The following is a 16,814-nucleotide window of genomic DNA, read 5'->3' on the forward strand; positions in this document are numbered from 1 at the left end:
TAGCGGCCTGCGACGACACGTCCCGTCGTCACGCTCACCTTCCGCCCTCGTGGCCGCCGCGCGGGTCGCCGTCCTGGCGGCGCAGGTAGTCGCTCAGTTCGTCGAGTTCGGCGCGGACCTGGTCGATCCGGGCGGGCGCGGGGCGCTGCGGCCGGGCCGGGGGCACGGGCGCGTGGGGCGTGGCGTCGCGGGGTGCGGGCGGCTGCGGCAGCGGGCTGTGCGGGACGGGCGCCGGTGTCTGGGGCAGGGTGGCCGCGGTGTACGGCGACTGGTGCTGGGCCTGCGGGTAGCCGTACGCGGGTGCCGGGGCCGGAGCGGGCTGCGGGGGGTAGTCGCCGTAGCGGAGCTGGTGGAAGTGGCGGATGTCCGCGGAGAGGTAGTAGGCGATCGCGGCCACGAGCGTGCCGAGGAGCAGGAACAGGCCGGTCCAGCCGCCCACGGTGTGGACCTCCTCGCCGGACTCCGTGCCGAGCAGCACCAGTCCGGTGACGATCGCGACGAACGAGGCCACGAACAGGACCCAGTCGAGCCCCCGGCGCGTCACGAGCGCCAGGCGCAGCAGCATCGCCCAGGACAGCAGGCCGATGGTGAAGACCGAGATCACCACGAACAGCACGCGCAGGAAGACCAGCAACGCCGGTGGGGGCGGCTGCTTCACCGGCCGCGTGTAGCCGTGGCCATGCATGACTGCTCCTGGTGCCTGAGGTGGGCGTACGAGGGCGACCGACGCCCGGCAACCCCGTTCCTGTGATTGTCGCGTCGAGCGTATAGGCCGACGACGACATGCGGTCCAAGGTTGTACCGAACCGTTGTCGTGCTGATCACGTCGTACGGCGACGGGTGGCCACGCGGGGGTGGACGGAAGGCGGGCGTCCGCTTCGACGGGGTGTCACGCGCGGGTCAGTCGGGGGCGACCGTGCCGTCCGTGAGGCCGTCGTACATGCCGCGCACGAGCTGGTCCCCGAGCCGGTTCGCGCGCCTGAGCGCCTGCTCGAACTCGTCGAGTGCGCGGAAGCGCGCGCCGTAGCGCCGCTGTTCGTCCAGCGGGAGCCGGGGCAGTTGGAGGCGGCGCACGTCCAGACGGGTGGCGGTGGAGGCGTAGCTGCTGGCCTGGCGGTTGTTGGCGGTGCCACGCAGGAACCCGGCGAGGAACCAGGGGTCGAGCGCCGCGGAATCGGGGCGCAGGAGTACGAGGTTGCGCCCGAGGGCGGCGCCCCCGCTCGCGTCGTCGATCACGCGCGCCACCGAGCCGCCGCCGAGCACGGGCACGACGACGTCACCCGGCTCCACCAGCACGGCCTCGTCGTCGCTCTCGGGGAGCGTGCCGGAGGGCGCGGTGCCGGCGAGGACGTCGTGGTCGGTGAGGACGGGTACGCGCGCGTGGCCGCCGTTCCCGCCGGTGCGCAGCACCAGGGCTCCCCCGCGCGCGAGTTCGCCGATGGTGGTGAGCGGCCAGCGCGCGCGTTGCGCGGTGTCGACGGGCGGCGGGGTGAGGTCGGTGGTCAGGCGCAGGGTCTCGCCGAGGCGCTCGCGTACCGCCGTGAGCGCCTCGGCGCCCTCGGCCGCCGCCGCGGGCGGGAGGTGGCGGGCGGGGGCGAGGTCCACGTCGTCGTCGAGGAGTTCGATGACGGGCAGGGAGCGCGCGAGGCCGGGGCGTTCCTGAAGCGTGCCCGCGCGGTCGAAGGCGCGCCAGGCGTCGAGCACCGCGTCGCGTACGGCACGCCAGTCGGGGCCGCCGCGCCCCTCGCCGGCGAACCGGCCGCTGTCGGCGAGCAGCACCTCGGGCTGGGCCGGCGCCTTCTCGGTGCGGCGCAGCACCCACAGGTGGAGCGGGATGTTGTACGGGGGTGCCGCGCCGACCGGCAGGGCGACGACCGCGCGCAGCGCGCCCCGGCGCAGCAGGTCGGCGCGGATACGGCGGCCGGAGCGGCGGGAGGCGGCGGCGGGCGGCATCAGCAGGACGGCGGTGCCGCCGTCCTTGAGGCGGGCGAGCGCGTGCTGGACCCAGGCCAGCTCGGACTCGGTGCGGGCCGGGAAGCCGTACTCCCAGCGGGGGTCGTAGGCGAGTTCGTCGTGCCCCCAGTTGCGCTCGTTGAACGGCGGGTGGCACAGCACGGCGTCGGCGCGCAGCGCCGGGAAGGCGTCGGCGCGCAGGGTGTCGCCGGTGGCGCTGTGCACGCCGGCGCGGGCGTGCAGGGCGAGCCGGAGCGCGGTGAGACCGGCGAGGTCGGGGGCGCTGTCCTGCGCGTACAGCTCCTGGTCGGGGCGGGCGGAGACGGCGCGCAGCAGGGTGCCGGTGCCGCAGGCCGGGTCGAGGACGGTGCGGGCGGGGCCGGCGAGGTCGGCCATGAGTTCGGCGAGTTCGGCGGGGGTGAGCGTGTACTGCCGCGGGTTGGCGTCGAGATGGCGGCCGAGCAGGAACTCGTAGGTCTGGCGGGCGCCCAGTTCGGCCGCGAGTTCGGCGGCGCCGCGCAGGAGGGGGACAGAGGGGAGGAGTTGGGGGCCGGTGGGGGTGTGAACGGCGGGGCGGGGGTTCACAGGGGCCGCGGAGTTCACAGCGCCGGGGTTGTTCACCGCACCGGGGCGGTTCGCCGCGCCGGGGTTGCTCAGCGCGCCGGGGTTGTTCAGCGCGCCAGGTCTGTTCGCTGCACCAGGGCTGTTCACGGCGTCCGGGGTGTTCACGGCGTCCGGAGCGTTCACAGCCGTCGCGGCGCCGAACCGTGGTGTCAGCACCTCCGCGAGCGCTCCTGTCAGCACCGCCACGAGCCGTGCGTCGGAGCCCGCGCTCGCGTCCAGCCAGACGGTGGGGCGGTCGTGGATGAGCAGCAGGACGCAGCCGGCGTGGGTGAGGGCGGTGACCGGTCCGTCGGGGTGCCCGGAGAGCTGTTGCCAGACGCGTTCGCGCAGCGGCACCTCGGCGAGTTTGCCCTGGTCACGCAGCCAGGCCTCGACCTCGGCGAGGGCGAAGGAGGGGCTGGTCTCGGTGCCTCCGACGGGCTTGGGGAAGTCGGGGTGGCGGCGGCGCCAGTTGCTGACGGCGGCGCGGCCGACGCCGGCCAGCCGGGCGATTCCGGCGGCGGTCACCTCTGTGGCGTTGTCCTGCACGGGCCCGGCTCCCCTCGTCGTCCTGCGTGACCCCGCGCGCGCTCCCGCACCTGATTGCACCTGCTGCACCTGCTGCACCTGCTGCACCTGTTGCACCTGCCGTGCGCTTCGCGTGTGACGCCGAGCATAGCGGCGTCGACAGGATCCACCCCTTCACAGTCGTGTACACGAGCTAGACCGTGAACCGTGTTGACTCGGTTCACAGGCTCTGGTCTTATTGACCCAGCGAACGAGCGGCAGCCGAACAGCGGCTGTCACGCCGCGTTGGAGGGGGACACAGTCATGGGCATGAAGGGCAAGGTCGCGCTGGGGGCCGTCGTGGGGATCGTCGTCATCGGTGCCGTGTCGGCGAACTCCGGCGACAACGGCGGCGACACCACGAGCAGCGGCAAGAGTTCTTCGGCGTCCGCCCAGGCGAAGTCCGGCAACTCTGACGGCTCCGGTGGCGGGAAGAAGGACGCCGCGAAGGCGGCCGAGGAGAAGAAGGTCGCCTTCGAGGGGGACGGCGACTTCCAGGTCGGTTCCGACATCAAACCCGGCACCTACCGGACCACCGGCAACGACGACGGCATGTGCTACTGGGAGCGCGCCAAGGACGCCTCTGGCGAGATGGACTCCCTGCTGGCCAACGACAATGTCACCGGCACCAGTTACGTGACCGTCAAGGCCTCCGACAAGCTCTTCAAGTCGAGCGACTGCAACGACTGGGAGGCCGTCGACACCAAGGCGAAGGGCTCCCCGGCCGCCAAAATGGCGGGCGACGGCGGCATGTTCAGAGTCGACTCCGACATCGCGCCGGGCACATACGGGTCCACCGGCAACAAGGACGACATGTGCTACTGGGAGCGCACCAAGGACGCCGAGCACGGCCTCGACTCGATCATCGCGAACGACAACGTGTCCGGTTCGGCCGTCGTCACGATCAGCGCCTCCGACACCTACTTCAAGACGTCCGGCTGCACGGACTGGAAGAAGACCGGCTGACGCCGGCCCCGTACGGCGGTCCGGTGGGGGCCGACCCACGGCAGTACCCCGCCGGACCGCTCCTTCCACCCCGCGCGCGCTCCTTCCACCCCGCGCGCGCTCCTTCCGCGCCAGCCAGCGCGTCCCTACGCACCCCGCGTCCCCGCGTCCCCGCGCCCCCCGGTCTCCGTCTCACCGGCGCCTCGGCGCACCCCGCCGCACCACAACTCACCGCACCACATTCACCACTCACCACACCCCGACACCACCGAGGAACTCCCATGCGCCGTACCGCACTCGCCGCTCTCTGCCTCACCGCCGCGACCACCCTCGCCCTCACCGGCTGCCAGTCCGGCCAGGACAAGACGGACGGCAAGGGCCGCGCGTCCAGCACGCCGAGCAAGGCCAAGGAGCCGTTCGCCGGGCTGACCGGCAGCGAGATCGCCGACCGGGCCGTCGACGCCACGACCGGCGCCTCCTCGCTGCGCATGAAGGGCGACGTGCCCGACGGTGACGCCGGTGGGTCCATCACCGTCGACATGGCCCTGAACAAGCAGGGCGAGTGTGCCGGCACGATGAGCATGGGCGGCGAGGGCAAGGCCGATCTGATCAAGGTCGGCGACACCGTCTACATGAAGTACGACGAGGCCTTCCTGCGCGCCCAGAGCAAGGGCGAGAAGAAGTCGGACGTCGACGCGGCCGTGGGCATGCTGGCGGGGAAGTGGACCAAGATGTCCGCGAAGGGCGAGGACGCGAAGGAGATCGCGGGCTTCTGCGACCTGGACACGGTCCTCGGCGACGCCGACGACGCCGATTCGAACGCCTCGCGCGGCAAGACCACCACCGTGGACGGCACGCCCGCGATCACGCTGAACGAGCGGGACGGCAAGGACCGCTACACGCTGTACGTCGCCACCGAGGGCAAGCCGTACCTCCTGCGGGTGGACAGCGCCTCCACGAGCGACCCGGGCACCCTGACCTTCGGCGCGTACGACGAGCCCGTGCCGGCGAAGAAGCCCAGCGGCGAGATCCTGGACCTCGACGCACTGGGCGCCTGACCCGCCCCACGCCACGCACCGGGCCCCCGCACCGCCGTGCCGTGCCGTGCCGTGCCGTGCCGTGCCGCTACAGCGGATGCCGCATCCACACGTTCGGCTCGACGTACACCGCGTATCCCCGCTCCGGCTCGCACCGCACCGGCACCAGTGCCCCGGGGACCTCGACGTCGCCCTGGGTGTCGAAGGGCAGCCCGGTCCAGCGGCGCCACTGCTCCAGCGACGCGGCGACGGTCATGGAGGCCGGGGCCACGGCGTGGACGGTGGCGCCGGCCCGGGCGTGGACGCGCAGCCACGGGTCGTGCGGGAGCCCGTCGGGGCGTACGCGGTGCGCGTACTCCTCGATGGGGGTGTGCGGTTCGAGGTGTTTGGCGTTGGGGCGGACCGGGGCGACGACCTCGCTGAAGCCGTGCGCGCGGGCGTTGTCGCGCATCGCCGACAGCATGCGGCCGGACAGACCGCGGCCCTGGAGGTCGGGGCGGACGATGACGGCGATCGCGCTGACCGTGTCCGGCCGCACCCCGCGGCGCAGGTCGGCGAAGGCCCACAGGAGCACCTCGTCCCAGCCCCGGACGGGCAGTTCGGCCCGGTCCTCGGTGTCGAGGGCGAAGGGGACGCTGAACGCGGTGGCGACGACCTCGCCCCGCTCGTCCTCGGCGAACAGCACGTACTCGGGGAACTCGGCGGCGATCCGGCCGTAGTGGTGGTCGCCCACCAGGTCGTGGGTGACGAACTCCGGCCAGCTGTTGTCCATGGCGGCCACCCGGTCATGGGCGTCGGGGCGTTCGGCGAGACTCGACACCTTCAGTTCCATGCGATCACCGTAGGCGGGCGTCGCCGGGGCCGGGAACCGGTTTTCAGCCGCCGCACTGCCGCAGCATGATCTCCTTGTCGGCCGTCGTCACGGGAAGCTCGTACTTCAGCGAGACCTGGGCGAACCGCACCGCGTACGAGCAGCGGATCCGCTTGTTCGGGGGCAGCCAGGACGCGGGCCCCGAGTCGCTCTTGGAGCCGTTGGTCGGGCCGTCCACCGGGATGAGGTTGAGCGGGTCGTTGGCGATGTCCTGACGCTTGCCCTTATCCCAGCGCGAGGCGCCCATCTGCCAGTCGTACGACAGCGGCATCACATGGTCTATCTGCACCGACGTGGCCCGGGACTTGGCCCAGTCGATCTCCTTGCCGGTGTAGGGGTCGGCCAGCGTCATGGAGACGACGACACAGTCCGAGCCGGAACGGAGGCGTACCTCTTCGCCGTCGCGCTGGAGCAGGTCGTTGCGGGTGTCGCAGCCGTTGCGGGAGAAGGGGATGCCGCCGGGGGCGGAGTCCATCCAGGCGTAGCCGAACTCGTCGCGGTCGTAACCCGTCTTGGGGCCGCGGCCCTTGGTCTTCACCTTCTCGATCAGGGCGCGCGCCTTCGCTCTGTCGGCGTCCGAGGTGATGGCCGCGAGGCCCGGCCCGGTGCCGTCCGGGTTGTCCAGCGGGCTCACCGCGCGGCCGGATCCGACGACCGGGCCGGCACCGGAGGGCTCGCCGTCCGCGGGCAGCTCCACGCCCTCGCAACCGGCGAGCAGTACGACCATGCCGAGCATCGCCGCGGCGCCCGCCGCCCCACCCCTCCGACGCGTCACGGTGCGTCCCTCCCCTGTTCTCCTGGTTGCACCCCCGCTCGGGCACGTCTGCCCGGACCCCGCTCGGGCACGCATGCCCGCTCTCACCGTACTGGCCAAGGGGCCCACCCCCTACGGCGCCTAAAGGGGCGTACCTCTCAAGTCGGGCGTATCGTCTTTGCTGAGTCACCTCCGGAAGGAGCTCTGGATGGGCATCCTCGACAGGTTCAAGAGCAACCGCATGGCGCAGGACAAGGCCAAGGGCGCGTCCGACGCGGCGGAACGCAAGGTCAACGACAGGACGGGCAACAAGCACGAGGGCCAGGTCGACAACGCGCAGCAGAAGATCGAAGGCGCGATGGGCATGGACCGCGACCGGCCCCAACAGCCGTAGGACCAGCAGACCCACGGAGGCGCACGAGATCCCTGCCGGGCAACTCGCCCGGGCCGGGGTCCCCTGAACCACCATGAGACCGAGGCCGTCCGCACAGGCTCAACTCCCGCGGACGGCTTCGCGTTTCCCGCCGGGACCGCACCCCAGGAACACGACCCGGTCCGTCTCCGCGTCGAACGCCAGGAACGGATGACCGTAGGCCCCCTCGGGATCCATGAACACCGGCTTGCCGAGCCGCCTGCCGATCGTCCGCAGGAACTCACAGAGCAGGTCCAGCCGTTGCTGCCCCTGCAACTCCCGCAGGTCCATGTCGAAGTCGATCTCCTCCTCCCCGAGGAAGCGGAAGACCGCGAGCATGCCCGCCGCCGGCCAGACCCGCAGTTGGGGGCACTCCGCGTCCCGGGGTCGGGCCAGGACGCCTGCGGCCCGTGGCAGCGGGAGCACGGTTGTGCCCTCCACGTACTCGTGGTCCCAGCCGCGTTCGACGACGAGGTCGAGCACCGCCTGCCAGCCGTCGGCGGAGGTGTGCGGGACGCGCAGGTCCGGCAGCGAGCCCATCTCGTACGGGTCGAAGTACTCCTTCACCTCGTCCCACAGCAGGTCGGACATCCGCCCCTCCCCTCCCCGGCGCGTCCCGGGCTTCAGACCTTTCCGATGCCCAGCGTGGTCTCCGAGGGGAGCAGGCCGGAGGAGAGGACTGCCACCCAGTAGTCGCCGAGCAGTTCCACGAGGCGGTCGGTGTCGGCCTGGCCGAGCGACTGCCAGGGGGCGGCGGCGAGTCGGTCGGTGTCCCGCTCGACCTGGTCGCGCAGGGCGCGGCCCGCCTCCGTCGCCGTACTGTCGTCCTCGTCGACCAGGCCCCGGGCGGCGAGGCGGTCACGCGCCGCCGACCACTGCGCGCCGCTCCAGCCGCGGCTCTCGAAGCGCTCGGCGGAGGCGGCGCCTATCGCCGCGAAGGAGACGAGCGACTCGACCGGGTCGAGGTCGGCGAGCAGCAGGGCCGCGAGGTGTCCGTCGCCGCGGTGCTCGCGCAGGATCGTCGCCGCGTGCCACAGCTGGAGGTGCGGGATCGTGGGCCACTCCAGCTCGGCGTTGGCCGCGGCGAGGGGGCGGCCCGCGGTGCTCACCGCTTCGGCGGCGCGGCGGGCGAGGGCGGCGGCCTCCGCCAGCTCGGGGCTGTCGACGCTTTCGCCGAATATCGCGCGGTACGCCCCGTCGACCCCCCGCAGTCGGGCGGCCAGCACCGCCTCGGGGCTCGCGACGCCCCACGCCGAGTCGATGTGCTCGGCGACCATCCGGGGGCTGAAGCTGTAGAAGGCGGAGGTCACACGTTCGGCGCCCACCGTCCCCAACGGGGCCGCGCGGAGCGGGAAGTAGCTCGGCCAGCGTTCCTTGGTGTCGTATCCGAGGTCCGCGGCCTCCTCGAAGACCTCGGGCGCGTAGTACAGCACCGCGTGCAGGGGCTCCAGCAGGTGCCAGAGCTGACGTACGCGTGCCGGATCGATCCCGGTGGTCACGGCACCGGTCCCGCGCTCGCCCTGTGACATGGCATGCCTCCCCGTCGTGTCCGAGTCCCGCGATCCACAGCTGATCTACAGCGCGACCCACAGCCTGGACCCGCCCATAACTTGACACTGACAAGATTGACCGAGCCGCCCGAACTTGTCAATGCCTAGATGGGGCGTACGCTGGCGACCATGGCATCCGCGGACACGAAGAAGACGGCCTCGCGCCGCCCCTACCACCACGGCGACCTGCGCCGCGCCGTCCTCAGCGCCGCGCTCGACGTCATCGCCGCCGACGGCCCCGCCGCGCTGAGCCTGCGCGACCTCGCCCGCCGGGCCGGGGTCTCCCACGCGGCCCCCGCGCACCACTTCGGGGACCGCACCGGTCTGCTCACGGCGATCGCGGCCGAGGGGTTCGGGCTGCTGGCGAGCGCCCTCCGTGAGACGGCCGACCTCAAGGAGGCGGGCGTGCGCTACGTACGCTTCGCGCGTGAGCATCCGGCGCACTTCCAGGTGATGTTCGCGCCCGGACTGCTGCGCCCCGACGACCTCGAACTCACCACCGCCCGCGCCCTGGCCACCGACGCCCTGCGCGAGGCCGTGTCCCAGGTCGACCCCGAGGGCCTCGGCCTGGACCCCCGCCTCGCCGGAGTCGCCGCCTGGTCCCTCGCCCACGGCTTCGCCACGCTCCTCCTGGGCCACAACCTGGACGGGCCGGTGGGCGAGAAGGACCCCGAGGACGTCTTCCGCGCCCTGGCGACGATGCTGTTCCGACCCACCACCTGAGGGAACCGGCCCACGACCCGAGGACACCGGCCCGCCGCCCGAGGGCACCGGCGCGCCCCCGCGCCCCGCGCCCCCGCTCCCCTACGACCCCAGCACCGACGCCAGGAACTCCCCGACCCACCCCAGCAACTCCCGCCCGACCAACGGCTTCCCGCCCACCTTGGCCGTCTTCGGACGCGGCACCAGCACCTGGTGCGCCGACGGCTTGATGACGGTCCCGGGGTAGAGCCGCTTGAGCCGCAGTTCCTGGGACTCGCGCAACTCCACGGGCGCGAAGCGGATGTTGGTGCCCTGGAGGACGATCTCGCCGACGCCGCACGCGCGGGCCAGCATCCGCAGGCCCGCGACCAGCAGCAGGTTCTCCACCGGCTCCGGCAACTTGCCGTAGCGGTCGACGAGTTCCTCGCGTACGGCCTTGACGTCGTCCTCGGTGGTGGCCGAGGCGATCGAGCGGTAGGCCTGGAGGCGGAGCCGCTCGCCGGGCGCGTAGTCGTGCGGGACGTGGGCGTCGACCGGGAGCTCGACCTTGACCTCCAGCGGCGGCTCCTCCTCCACGCCGCCCTCCAGGGACGCCCGGTAGTCCGCCACCGCCTCGCCGACCATGCGCACGTACAGGTCGAAGCCGACGCCCGCGATGTGGCCGGACTGTTCGCCACCGAGCAGGTTGCCCGCTCCCCGGATCTCCAGGTCCTTCATCGCCACGTACATGCCCGCGCCCATCTCCGTGTGCTGGGCGATGGTCGCGAGGCGCTCGTGGGCGGTCTCCGTGAGGGGCTTCTCCGGCGGGTAGAGGAAGTAGGCGTAGCCGCGTTCCCTGCCACGTCCCACCCGGCCGCGCAGCTGGTGCAGCTGGGAGAGGCCGAAGTTGTCGCCGCGCTCCACGATGAGCGTGTTCGCGTTGGAGATGTCGATGCCCGACTCGACGATCGTGGTCGACACGAGCACGTCGAACTTCTTCTCCCAGAAGTCGACGACGACCTGTTCGAGGGCCTGCTCCGACATCTGGCCGTGGGCGATCGCGATGCGCGCCTCGGGGACGATCTCGCGCAGGCGGGAGGCCGCCCGGTCGATCGACTCGACCCGGTTGTGGATGTAGAAGACCTGGCCCTCGCGCAGCAGTTCACGACGGATCGCCGCGCCGATCTGCTTCTCCTCGTAGGGGCCGACGAAGGTGAGCACCGGGTGGCGCTCCTCCGGCGGGGTGGTGATCGTCGACATCTCGCGGATGCCGGTGACGGCCATCTCCAGGGTGCGCGGGATGGGGGTCGCGGACATCGTCAGCACGTCGACGTTGGCGCGCAGCTTCTTCAGCTGCTCCTTGTGCTCGACGCCGAAGCGCTGCTCCTCGTCGACGATGACCAGGCCGAGGTCCTTGAACTTGGTCTCGGAGGAGAACAGGCGGTGGGTGCCGATGACGACGTCCACCGAGCCCTCGCGCAGGCCCTCCAGGACCGCCTTCGCCTCGGTGTCGGTCTGGAAGCGGCTGAGGGCCTTCACGACGACGGGGAACTGGGAGTACCGCTCGGAGAAGGTCCCGAAGTGCTGCTGCACCAGCAGGGTCGTCGGGACGAGGACGGCGACCTGCTTGCCGTCCTGGACGGCCTTGAAGGCGGCCCGGACCGCGATCTCCGTCTTGCCGTAGCCGACGTCGCCGCAGATGAGCCGGTCCATCGGGACCGACTTCTCCATGTCCTCCTTGACCTCGGCGATGGTCGTCAGCTGGTCCGGGGTCTCCGCGTACGGGAAGGCGTCCTCCAGCTCGCGCTGCCAGGGGGTGTCGGGGCCGAAGGTGTGGCCGGGCGCCGCCATGCGCGCGCTGTACAGCTTGATCAGGTCCGCGGCGATCTCCTTGACCGCCTTCTTCGCGCGGGCCTTCGTCTTGGTCCAGTCGGCGCCGCCGAGGCGGTGCAGCGTGGGCGCCTCGCCACCGACGTACTTGGTGATCTGCTCCAGCTGGTCGGTGGGGATGTAGAGGCGGTCGCCGGGCTGGCCGCGCTTGGCGGGGGCGTACTCGACGACGAGGTACTCGCGCGTGGCGCCCTGGACGGTGCGCTGCACCATCTCGATGTAGCGGCCCACGCCGTGCTGCTCGTGGACGATGTAGTCGCCGGCCTCCAGGGTCAGCGGGTCGATCGTCTTGCGGCGTCTGGCGGGCATCCGGGCGCCGTCCTTGCCGGCCGCCTTCTGGCCGGTCAGGTCGGTCTCGGTGAGGACGGCGAGCCGCAGCGCGGCGTCGACGAAGCCGTAGTCGATCGAGCCGCACGCCACGTGCACGACCGAGGGGGAGATCTCTCCCAGTTCGGCTTCCAGCCGGGCCGCGATGCCCTCGCCGCCGAGCACCTCGACCGTACGGGCCGCCGGGCCGTGCGCCTCGGTCACGAAGACCGTGCGCCAGCCCTCGGCCAGCCAGCCCTTGGTGTCGGCGAGGGCCTTCGCGGTGTCGCCTCGGTAGGTCTCGGGGGCGTGCATGCCGAGCTGGAGGGTGTCCGCCTCCAGCTCCAGGTCCCCGGCGAACGGCGACACCGACCACCACATCATGTCCAGCTCGCGGGCCTGGTCGCGGACGTCCGCGAGCGACCACAGGGAGGCCGCGCCGACGTCGATCGGCGCCTCGCCGCCGCCCGCCGTGGCCGCCCAGGAGGCCTGGAGGAACTCCTGCGACGTCGCCACGAGATCCGCGGCACGCGTGCGTACCCGCTCGGGATCGCAGACGACGGCCATGGCGCCCTTGGGCAGTACGTCGATCAGCAGCTCCATGTCGTCGACGAGGACCGGCGCGAGGGACTCCATGCCCTCCACCGCGATCCCCTCGGCGATCTTGCCGAGCAGCTCGCCCAGCTCGGGGTGCTCCTCGGCGAGGGCCCGCGCACGCGCGCGGACGTCGTCGGTGAGGAGCAGCTCGCGGCAGGGCGGGGCCCACAGACCGTGCTCGGCGACCTCCAGGGAGCGCTGGTCGGCGACCTTGAAGTAGCGGATCTCCTCGACGTCGTCGCCCCAGAACTCGATGCGGAGCGGGTGTTCCTCGGTGGGCGGGAAGACGTCCAGGATGCCGCCGCGGACGGCGAACTCGCCGCGCTTCTCGACGAGCTCCACGCGCGCGTAGGCGGCCGCGGCCAGCGCCTCGACGACCTCGTCGAGGTCGGCCGTCTGTCCCGTGCCCAGGGCCACCGGCTCCAGGTCGCCGAGGCCCTTGACCTGGGGCTGGAGCACGGAGCGCACGGGTGCCACGACCACCGACACGGGGCCCGTCTCGGGGTCCTCCGGGCGCGGGTGCGCCAGCCGGCGCAGGACGGCGAGCCGACGGCCCACGGTGTCGCTGCGGGGGCTCAGGCGCTCGTGCGGGAGGGTCTCCCACGACGGGTACTCGACGACACCCTCCGGCGGGAGCAGGGAGCGCAGGGCCGCGGCCAGGTCCTCCGCCTCGCGGCCGGTCGCGGTCACCGCGAGGACCGGGCGGCCGGCCTCACGGGCGAGGGCGGCGATCGCGAAGGGGCGGGCCGCCGGGGGGCCGACCAGGTCGACGTGCATGCGGTTGCCGTCTGCGGCCGCGGTGATCGCTTCCGCGAGGGCGGTGTCCTTGACGACGGCGTCGAGCAGACCGTGCAAGCTCATGGAGGGGCGCTTCCATCCAGGGGGGTGGGCAACACGAAGGGCCCGACACGCAGTACGGGGCGGGGGTTCCCAGGGTACGTCGCCGGGGCTCGTATCACCTTGCGGAGCGAGCACGGGCCCCGGCGGGGGAAGCGCACGACAGGGCCCGGCGCCGAGAAGCCCCCGTGACTTCTCGGTGCCGGGCCCTGAACCCCCGTTCGACGGGGCTGCCGGAGCCGCTACTCGGTGGCGATCGCGTTCAGGATGTTCATGCGGCCCGCGCGGAACGCCGGGATCAGCGCGGCGAACAGGCCCACGAAGGCCGAGCCGATGAACACCCCGATGATCGTCGGCCAGGGGATGTCGAGGACGTTCAGGCCCTCCAGCGCGAGGAGCTTCTGGGCCGTGGCGCCCCAGCCCATCCCGAGCCCCAGGCCCAGCAGGGCTCCGAAGAGGGCGATGACCACCGACTCCATGCGGATCATGCGGCGCAGCTGGCGGCGGGAGAGGCCGATCGCCCGCATCAGGCCGATCTCGCGGGTCCGCTCGACCACCGACAGGGCCAGGGTGTTCACGACGCCCAGGACCGCCACGATGATCGCGAGAGCGAGCAGGCCGTAGACCATGTTGAGGAGCTGGCCGACCTGGTCCTTGAAGTCGTCCTTGTAGTCGGTCTGGTCGCGGACCTGGTACTGCGGGTATTCGTCGAGGGCTTTCTTCAGCGCCGCGTAGGCCTGCTTCTCCTGGCCCGGCTTCGCCTTGGCGAACATGATCGTGTTCGGCGGGATCTGGTCGGCGGGGACGTACTTCTTCATCGTCTCGATGCTGACGTAGCGCACCCCCTGGTCCAGCGCCGAGCTGTCGTCGGTGATGGCGGCGACCTTCAGCTTCGCGGTGGATCCGCCGTTGAAGGCGACGCTGATGGTGTCGCCGACGTGGACGCCGTGGGCCTTGGCGTAGTCGGAGCCGACCGACATGGAGTCCTTGCCGTAGGCGGCGGAGAGCGTGCCCGCCGTCGTCGCCCGGCGCAGGTCCTGGGCGTAGGAGGGGTCGGCCGCGGTGACGCCGTCGGTGTCCTTCTTGCCGTCGGGCGAGGTCAGGGTCGCCTTGAGCTCCTTGTACGAGGTCACGTGGGCCAGGCCCGGACTCTGCTCCATCGCCTTCTCGGCCTGCGGGACGATCCGCTCGTCGCCCAGGACGATGAAGTCCGCGCCGACCGACTTGTCGAGCTCGCTGGTGGCCGAGGCGACCATCGAGGAGCCGACCACCGACAGACAGGCCACCAGGGCGAGCCCGATCATCAGGGCGGCGGCGGTGGCGCCGGTGCGGCGCGGGTTGCGCAGGGCGTTGCGCTCGGCCATGCGGCCGACCGGGCCGAAGGCCCGCAGCAGCACCGCGCTGATCACCCGGACCACCCCGCCGGCCAGCAGCGGACCGATGACGACGAAGCCGATCAGGGACAGCACCACTCCGGCGGCCAGCATCAGCGAGCCGTCCTTCGCCTTGTCGGCGTTGGCCGCGGCGAGGAGGGCGAAGCCGCCCGCACCGGTCAGCACCAGGCCGATCAGGCCGCGCACCCAGCCCGCCTTGCCGTCGGCCGGCGTACCGGCGTCGCGCAGCGCGGCCATCGGGGAGACCTTGCCGGCCCGGCGGGCGGGCAGATAGGCGGCGAGGACGGTGACGACGACGCCGAGGATCATGCCGGCCACCGGGGTGGTCGCCTTGACCGTGAGGTCCTCGGTGGAGAGGTTCATGCCGGCCATGCCCATGAGCTTCATCAGCCCGACGGCGATCCCGACTCCGGCGCCGACGCCGAGGATCGAGCCGACGAAGCCGAGGAGCAGGGACTCCACCAGCACCGAGCGGTTGACCTGCTTGCGGGAGGAACCGATGGCCCGCATCAGGCCGATCTCGCGGGTCCGCTGGGCGACCAGCATCGAGAAGGTGTTGATGATCAGGAAGATGCCGACCAGGAACGCGATCCCGGCGAAGCCGAGCATGGCGTACTTGATGACGTTCATGAACTCGCCGACGTCCGCACGGTTCTCGTCGGCGTTCTCCTTGGCCGTCTGGATCTTGTACGAGCCGTCCAGGGCCTGCGTGACGTTCTGCTTGAGCCGCTCGTCGCTGACGCCGGTCGCGGCGGTGGCGTAGACCTGGGTGAACCTGCCCTCGGAGCCGAGGAGTTCACGCTGGGCGGTGGCGGTGTCGAAGTAGACGACCGCGGCACCGGGGTTGGTCACCTTCCAGGAGGCGATGCCGACGATCTTCGCCTTGAAGTCACCGACGACGGAGATGGTGCGCAGTTCGTCGCCGAGCTTCAGGTCGTGCTTGTCGGCGGTGTCCGCGTCGACCATCATCTCGGTCGGCCCGCGGGGCGCGTGTCCGGAGGTGATCTCCATGGAACGCAGGTCGCTCTTGGTCCAGTTGCCCGCGAAGGTGGGCGCGCCGGTCGACGAGCCCATGTTGTCGTTCTCGCTGTCGACGACGGTCACGCTCGACGAACTGACCGCGCCCTCGGCCGACTTGACGCCGTTGGCCTTCGCGACCCGCTCGACCGTCGAGGCCGGCAGTGACAGCGGCTTGCCGTTCTGCGGGGTGTCGTCGCTCTTGGCCTCCTTGGCGGAGACCGTGACGTCGGACGCGGTGGTCGCGAAGAGCTTGTCGAACGTCGTGTTCATCGTGTCGGTGAAGACGAGCGTGCCGCAAACGAACGCCACCGACAGCAGTACCGCCACGGCCGAGAGGGCCATGCGGCCCTTGTGCGCGAAGAAGTTGCGCATCGAGGTCTTCAGGACGGTCATGAGGTACGCCCCCGGGCGTCGAAGTCCTTCATGCGGTCCAGGACGGCTTCCGCGGTCGGCTTGAGCATCTCGTCGACGATCCGGCCGTCGGCGAGGTACAGCACGCGGTCGGCGTAGGAGGCGGCGACGGGGTCGTGCGTGACCATCACGATGGTCTGCCCGAGTTCGTCGACCGACGTGCGCAGGAAGCCCAGCACCTCGGCGCCGGCCCGGGAGTCGAGGTTCCCGGTCGGCTCGTCACCGAAGATGATCTCGGGCCGCGCGGCCAGCGCCCGGGCCACGGCGACGCGCTGCTGCTGACCGCCGGAGAGCTGGGTGGGCCGGTGCTTGAGCCGGTCGGAGAGTCCGACGGTGTCCACCACGCGCGAGAGCCACTGCTTGTCGGGCTTGCGCCCGGCGATGTCCATGGGCAGCGTGATGTTCTCCAGGGCGTTCAGCGTCGGCAGCAGGTTGAACGCCTGGAAGATGAACCCGATCCGGTCCCGGCGCAGTTGGGTGAGCCTCTTGTCCTTCAGCCCGGTGATCTCGGTCTCGTCCAGGTAGATCTGCCCGGAGGAGACGGTGTCGAGTCCGGCGAGGCAGTGCATGAGCGTGGACTTACCGGAGCCCGAGGGGCCCATGATCGCGGTGAACTGTCCGCGAGCGATGTCCACGTCGACGTGGTCGAGGGCGACGACGCGAGTCTCGCCGGACCCGTACGCCTTGACGACCTGCCGCGCCCGCGCGGCAACGGCCGTAGTCCCTCCAGTGCCCCCGTGCCTGGTGATGGTCACAGCCGATGTCACGGTATGTCTCCTATGTCGGTCAGTCATGGCGTCGCGTGGGCCGGTCCGGTGGACGCGTCACCCGCGCCGGTCAGCCGGTGCGTCGCGCTTGGTGCTTCATGGATGAGTCTGGTCTCGGCGGGTGGTCCGGCGCGCTGGTGCTCAGCGCAGTCTTTTGCTGGGGAAAACCCCACCCCCGCGGCTGGAGTCCACCGCCCCGGACCGGCCCGGACCCCCGTC

General features: G+C 71.7%; 13 protein-coding genes. 4 read left to right on the top strand and 9 right to left on the bottom strand.

Going from position 1 to position 16,814, the window contains the following annotated elements; translation table 11 throughout:
• Positions 1-34: 34 nt before the first annotated feature.
• On the bottom strand, positions 35-685 hold the full coding sequence (locus tag ACZ56U_RS16815) for a hypothetical protein (protein WP_469084752.1): 651 nt from the start codon (positions 683-685) through the stop codon (positions 35-37).
• 215 nt (positions 686-900) lie between these two features.
• Positions 901-3,105, bottom strand: a complete 2,205-nt coding sequence (locus ACZ56U_RS16820; RefSeq protein WP_469084753.1) for an N-6 DNA methylase — start codon at positions 3,103-3,105, stop codon at positions 901-903.
• Positions 3,106-3,387: 282 nt separating this feature from the next.
• Here ACZ56U_RS16820 and ACZ56U_RS16825 point away from each other — a divergent pair, with 282 nt between their 5' ends.
• Together ACZ56U_RS16825 and ACZ56U_RS16830 are read left to right on the top strand one after the other, a co-directional pair.
• Entirely contained in the window at positions 3,388-4,089 is a 702-nt protein-coding gene (locus tag ACZ56U_RS16825; protein ID WP_469084754.1) for a hypothetical protein, read from the top strand.
• Positions 4,090-4,349: 260 nt separating this feature from the next.
• Positions 4,350-5,126, top strand: coding sequence for a hypothetical protein (locus ACZ56U_RS16830; protein ID WP_469084755.1), 777 nt, complete (start codon positions 4,350-4,352; stop codon positions 5,124-5,126).
• Positions 5,127-5,193: 67 nt separating this feature from the next.
• Here ACZ56U_RS16830 and ACZ56U_RS16835 read toward each other — a convergent pair whose 3' ends face one another.
• Together ACZ56U_RS16835 and ACZ56U_RS16840 are read right to left on the bottom strand one after the other, a co-directional pair.
• On the bottom strand, positions 5,194-5,937 hold the full coding sequence (locus ACZ56U_RS16835; RefSeq protein ID WP_469084756.1) for a GNAT family N-acetyltransferase: 744 nt from the start codon (positions 5,935-5,937) through the stop codon (positions 5,194-5,196).
• A gap of 43 nt (positions 5,938-5,980) precedes the next feature.
• Entirely contained in the window at positions 5,981-6,712 is a 732-nt protein-coding gene (locus tag ACZ56U_RS16840) for an HNH endonuclease family protein (RefSeq protein ID WP_469085054.1), read from the bottom strand.
• Between the two features lie 226 nt (positions 6,713-6,938).
• Here ACZ56U_RS16840 and ACZ56U_RS16845 point away from each other — a divergent pair, with 226 nt between their 5' ends.
• Positions 6,939-7,124 carry an antitoxin gene (locus ACZ56U_RS16845; RefSeq protein WP_469084757.1) on the top strand — a complete coding sequence of 62 codons (186 nt, stop codon included), beginning with the start codon at positions 6,939-6,941 and terminating at the stop codon, positions 7,122-7,124.
• A 99-nt stretch (positions 7,125-7,223) separates the two neighbouring features.
• Here ACZ56U_RS16845 and ACZ56U_RS16850 read toward each other — a convergent pair whose 3' ends face one another.
• A complete protein-coding gene (locus ACZ56U_RS16850; protein ID WP_469084758.1) occupies positions 7,224-7,733 on the bottom strand; it encodes a hypothetical protein in 510 nt (169 codons plus the stop codon).
• A 32-nt stretch (positions 7,734-7,765) separates the two neighbouring features.
• A complete protein-coding gene (locus ACZ56U_RS16855) occupies positions 7,766-8,671 on the bottom strand; it encodes an SCO6745 family protein (RefSeq protein WP_469084759.1) in 906 nt (301 codons plus the stop codon).
• 150 nt (positions 8,672-8,821) lie between these two features.
• Here ACZ56U_RS16855 and ACZ56U_RS16860 point away from each other — a divergent pair, with 150 nt between their 5' ends.
• Positions 8,822-9,415, top strand: coding sequence for a TetR/AcrR family transcriptional regulator (locus ACZ56U_RS16860; protein ID WP_469084760.1), 594 nt, complete (start codon positions 8,822-8,824; stop codon positions 9,413-9,415).
• Between the two features lie 81 nt (positions 9,416-9,496).
• Here the strand turns inward: ACZ56U_RS16860 and mfd are convergent, their stop codons facing one another.
• The 3 genes from mfd to ACZ56U_RS16875 form a co-directional block, all read right to left on the bottom strand.
• The gene (mfd, locus tag ACZ56U_RS16865) at positions 9,497-13,027 is read right to left on the bottom strand and encodes a transcription-repair coupling factor (RefSeq protein WP_469084761.1); all 3,531 of its coding nucleotides are present in this window, start codon (positions 13,025-13,027) and stop codon (positions 9,497-9,499) included.
• A 218-nt stretch (positions 13,028-13,245) separates the two neighbouring features.
• A complete protein-coding gene (locus ACZ56U_RS16870; protein WP_469084762.1) occupies positions 13,246-15,810 on the bottom strand; it encodes an ABC transporter permease in 2,565 nt (854 codons plus the stop codon).
• A complete protein-coding gene (locus ACZ56U_RS16875) occupies positions 15,807-16,595 on the bottom strand; it encodes an ABC transporter ATP-binding protein (RefSeq protein WP_469084763.1) in 789 nt (262 codons plus the stop codon). The genes ACZ56U_RS16870 and ACZ56U_RS16875 overlap by 4 nt, the downstream gene beginning before the upstream one ends.
• Between the last annotated feature and the right edge of the window lie 219 nt (positions 16,596-16,814).

Source organism: Streptomyces sp. NPDC034103, assembly GCF_055575395.1.

What these genes read in the sequence shown, in the direction of transcription:
- ACZ56U_RS16815 (WP_469084752.1), bottom strand. Translation starts at nt 685, where the DNA reads ATGCATGGCCACGGCTACACGCGGCCGGTGAAGCAGCCGCCCCCACCG.
- ACZ56U_RS16825 (WP_469084754.1), top strand. Translation starts at nt 3,388, where the DNA reads ATGGGCATGAAGGGCAAGGTCGCGCTGGGGGCCGTCGTGGGGATCGTC.
- ACZ56U_RS16830 (WP_469084755.1), top strand. Translation starts at nt 4,350, where the DNA reads ATGCGCCGTACCGCACTCGCCGCTCTCTGCCTCACCGCCGCGACCACC.
- ACZ56U_RS16835 (WP_469084756.1), bottom strand. Translation starts at nt 5,937, where the DNA reads ATGGAACTGAAGGTGTCGAGTCTCGCCGAACGCCCCGACGCCCATGAC.
- ACZ56U_RS16840 (WP_469085054.1), bottom strand. Translation starts at nt 6,712, where the DNA reads ATGCTCGGCATGGTCGTACTGCTCGCCGGTTGCGAGGGCGTGGAGCTG.
- ACZ56U_RS16845 (WP_469084757.1), top strand. Translation starts at nt 6,939, where the DNA reads ATGGGCATCCTCGACAGGTTCAAGAGCAACCGCATGGCGCAGGACAAG.
- ACZ56U_RS16850 (WP_469084758.1), bottom strand. Translation starts at nt 7,733, where the DNA reads ATGTCCGACCTGCTGTGGGACGAGGTGAAGGAGTACTTCGACCCGTAC.
- ACZ56U_RS16855 (WP_469084759.1), bottom strand. Translation starts at nt 8,671, where the DNA reads ATGTCACAGGGCGAGCGCGGGACCGGTGCCGTGACCACCGGGATCGAT.
- ACZ56U_RS16860 (WP_469084760.1), top strand. Translation starts at nt 8,822, where the DNA reads ATGGCATCCGCGGACACGAAGAAGACGGCCTCGCGCCGCCCCTACCAC.
- mfd (WP_469084761.1), bottom strand. Translation starts at nt 13,027, where the DNA reads ATGAGCTTGCACGGTCTGCTCGACGCCGTCGTCAAGGACACCGCCCTC.
- ACZ56U_RS16870 (WP_469084762.1), bottom strand. Translation starts at nt 15,810, where the DNA reads ATGACCGTCCTGAAGACCTCGATGCGCAACTTCTTCGCGCACAAGGGC.